This is a genomic window from Mesorhizobium sp., from assembly GCF_024509055.1.
GTDB lineage: Bacteria > Pseudomonadota > Alphaproteobacteria > Rhizobiales > Rhizobiaceae > Mesorhizobium.
This window is the reverse complement of the sequence record NZ_JANINM010000175.1, coordinates 1-3,510: the sequence shown is the minus strand read 5'-3', so window position 1 is coordinate 3,510 and position 3,510 is coordinate 1. Positions and strand designations below refer to the sequence as shown.

5 protein-coding genes are annotated in these 3,510 nt (G+C 65.4%); all 5 read right to left on the bottom strand.

The features are described 5' to 3' along the window. Positions 1-617, bottom strand: a 617-nt coding sequence (locus Q0L57_RS08320) for a branched-chain amino acid ABC transporter permease (RefSeq protein WP_296741011.1), incomplete at its 3' end; no start/stop codon positions are given. Between the two features lies 1 nt (position 618). Then, positions 619-1,506: a branched-chain amino acid ABC transporter permease gene (locus Q0L57_RS08315; RefSeq protein ID WP_296741009.1), complete on the bottom strand. Its 888-nt coding sequence runs from the start codon at positions 1,504-1,506 to the stop codon at positions 619-621. 7 nt (positions 1,507-1,513) lie between these two features. After that, positions 1,514-2,218 carry an ABC transporter ATP-binding protein gene (locus Q0L57_RS08310; RefSeq protein ID WP_296741007.1) on the bottom strand — a complete coding sequence of 235 codons (705 nt, stop codon included), beginning with the start codon at positions 2,216-2,218 and terminating at the stop codon, positions 1,514-1,516. Continuing rightward, positions 2,211-3,008: an ABC transporter ATP-binding protein gene (locus Q0L57_RS08305; protein WP_296741006.1), complete on the bottom strand. Its 798-nt coding sequence runs from the start codon at positions 3,006-3,008 to the stop codon at positions 2,211-2,213. Before Q0L57_RS08305 ends, Q0L57_RS08310 begins: the two co-directional genes overlap by 8 nt. Further along, a partial coding sequence (locus tag Q0L57_RS08300; RefSeq protein ID WP_296741003.1) for an ABC transporter substrate-binding protein occupies positions 3,005-3,510 on the bottom strand: 506 nt, incomplete at its 5' end. The genes Q0L57_RS08305 and Q0L57_RS08300, both read right to left, overlap by 4 nt.

The following is a 3,510-nucleotide window of genomic DNA, read 5'->3' as shown; positions in this document are numbered from 1 at the left end:
GAAATGGCGCGGTTCTCGTTCTCGCTTATCGAGCGCAGGATCATGCCGAAGGGCGAGTTGACGATGCGCCAGATGGCGAAGACGCCGATCAGGAAGACCGCGAGCACGAAGAAATACATGTTCAGCGGCGCGTTGAGATCGAGGACGCCGAAGAGGTGGCCGCGCGGCACACCCTGGATGCCGTCCTCGCCCTCGGTGAAGGGCGCCTGCACGCAGAAGAAATAGAACATCTGCGCCAGCGCCAGCGTGATCATCGAGAAATAGATGCCCTGCCGGCGGATGGCGAGGAAGCCCATGACGAGGCCCATCAGCGCGGCGCCCGCGGTGCCGAGCAGGATGCCGGCCTCCGGCGGCCAGCCCCAGGCCTTCACCGCATAGGCGCAGAAATAGGCGGCGCCGCCGAAGAAGGCGGCATGGCCGAAGGAGAGCAGGCCGGTGTAGCCGAGCAGCAGGTTGAAGGCGCAGGCGAACAGCGCGAAGCACAGCATCTTCATCACGAAGATCGGGTAGACGAAGAAGGGCGCGGCGATCAGCGTCACGATCGCCAGCGCCACCAGCACGCGTTCCAGCCGCATCGAGGCCGCCGCCTGTCGCTCGTGAAGGGTTGCCTCGCTCATCTCAAGCGTCCCTTCCGAACAGGCCGGCCGGCCGCAAGAGCAGCACGATCACCATGATGACGAAGACGACGAGATTGGATGCCTCGGGGTAGAAGACCTTGGTCAGACCTTCGGCGAGGCCCAGCATATAGCCGGTGACGATGGCGCCGAGGATCGAGCCCATGCCGCCGACCACGACGACGGCGAAGACGACGATGATGAGGTCCGAGCCCATCAGCGGGCTGACCTGATAGACGGGCGCGGCGAGGATGCCGGCCAGCCCGGCAAGCGCCGCGCCCAGCCCGTAGGTGAGCGTCAGCAGCAACGGCACGTTGACGCCGAAGGCCTGCACCAGTTGCGGGTTCTCGGTCGCCGCGCGCAGGTAGGAGCCGAGCCTGGTCTTCTCGATCAAAAGCCAGGTGCCGATGCAGACGACCAGCGAGGCCACCACCACCCAGCCGCGATAATTGGGCAGGAACATGAAGCCGAGATTGGTGCCGCCGGCGAGCAGCGCCGGCACGGCGTAGGGATTGCCGGAGACGCCGTAGTAGTAGCGGAACACGCCTTCGATGACCAAGGCGAGGCCGAAGGTGAAGAGCAGGCCGTAGAGCGGGTCGAGCCGATAGAGACGCGATAACGCCACGCGCTCCACCGCCATGCCGAACAGGCCGACGATGAGCGGCACCAGCACCAGCGCCGGCCAGTAGCCGATGCCGAGATGCACCAGCAGCAGGTAGCCGATGAAGGCGCCGAGCATATAGAGCGCGCCATGAGCGAAATTGATGATGCGCAAGAGCCCGAAGATGACGGCAAGGCCGAGGCTGAGCATGGCGTAGAAGGAACCATTGATCAGCCCGACCAGCAATTGCCCGAGAAGCGCCTGGATGGGGATGCCGAAGATCGTGGTCATTTGGCCATCAAACTCCCAGCACCTCGTGCAGCTTTTCGGTGTGCGTGGAAAGCTCGCCGACGGGAAAACCCTCAACCACCTTGCCATGGTCCATCAGGTAGAAGCGGTCGGCGATGCGGGCGGCGAAGCGGAAATTCTGCTCGACCAGCAGGATCGTCATGCCGCGCTTCTTCAAGGTCGCCAGCAACTCGCCGATGCGCTGGACGATGACCGGCGCCAGCCCCTCGGTCGGCTCGTCGAGCAGGAGCATGTCGACGCCGGTGCGCAGTATGCGCGCCATCGCCAGCATCTGCTGCTCGCCGCCCGACAGCTTCGTGCCCTGGCTGTTGCGGCGCTCCTTCAGGTTGGGGAAGATCTCGAAGATCTCCTCGACGCTCATGCCGCCCTTGGCCACCACCGGCGGCAGGACGAGGTTCTCGTCGACGGTAAGCGTGGCGAAGATGCCGCGCTCCTCCGGCACGAAGCCGATGCCCTGATGCGCGACGCGGTGCAGCGGCAGGCGCATCAGGTCCTTGCCGTTGAAGGTGACGCTGCCCGTCCGCTTGCGGACCAGCCCCATTATGGCGCGCAAGGTCGTGGTCTTGCCGACGCCGTTGCGGCCAAGCAGCGTGACCGTCTCGCCACGCAAGACGTCGAGGTTGACGCCATGCAGCGCGTGGCCCTCGCCATACCAGGCGTGGAGATCGCGCACGGCAAGCAGCGGCTCACTCATGTTCCGTCCCCATATAGGCGACGCGGACGCGCTCATCCTTGCTCACCGTCGGATAATCGCCGGCGGCCAGCACCTGGCCGCGCTGCAGGACGGTGATCCAGTCGCAGAGATCGGCGACGACGGCGAGGTTGTGCTCGACCATCAGTATGGCGCGGTCGCTGGCCAAAGAGCGGATGATGCCTGAGATCATGCCGACGTCCTCATGGCCCATGCCGGCCATCGGCTCGTCGAGCAGCAGCACCTTGGGGTCGAGCGCCAGCGTGGTGGCGATCTCCAGCACGCGCTTGCGGCCATAGGAAAGATCGCCGGCCAGCCGGTGCTCGGCATCGTCCAGCCCGACGATGGCGAGCAGCGCGCGCGCCCGGGGCGTGAGCTGGTCGAGCGCCGAGACAGGGCGCCAGAACTGGTAGCCCAGCCCACCGGGACGCTGCAGGGCGACGCGGACATTGTCGAGCACGCTGAGATGCGGAAAGATCGCCGATATCTGGAAGGAGCGGACGAGCCCCATGCGCGCCACCTTGGCGGGCGGCGTGCGGGTGATGTCGGTGCCGAGCAACTCGATCCTGCCGCTGGTCGGCTGCAGGAATTTGGTCAGCAGGTTGAAGATGGTGGTCTTGCCGGCGCCGTTCGGCCCGATAAGGGCGTGGATCTTGCCGTGATGGATATCGAGGTCGACATCCTTCACGGCGACGAAGCCGGCAAAGTCACGCCGCAGACCACGGGCGGAAAGCACCACCCGCGGCCTGTCTTCGCCGTCCGGCCGGACGGCCGTCGCGGTTTCGAGCGTCACTTGGTGACGAGCGGACAGCCGCTGTCCTCGGCCTTCATGAAAGCCTTGTCGCCCGGAATGGTCGCCAGGTACTTGTAGTAATCCCAATCCTTCTTCGACTCTTCCGGCTTCTTGACCTGGTAGAGATACATGTCGTGCACCATCGAGCCGTCGGCCTGTACCTTGCCGTTGGCGGCGAAGACGTCGTTGACCGGCATCTCATGCAGTTCCTTGGCCACCGCCTCGGTCTCGTCGGTGCCGGCCTTGTCGACAGCCTTCAGATACTGCGTCACCGCCGAATAGGTGCCGGCCTGGATCATGTTGGGCATGCGGCCGGTGCGCTTGAAGAAGCGGTCGGCAAATTCGCGGCTCTTGTCGTCGCGGTCCCAGTAATAGCCCTCGGTGAGCACGACGCCCTGCGCCGCCTGCAGGCCGAGGCCGTGCACTTCGGCCAGCGTGAAGAGAAGTGCCGCCAGCCGCTGGCCGCCGGCGACGATGCCGAACTCGGCCGCCTGCTTGATGG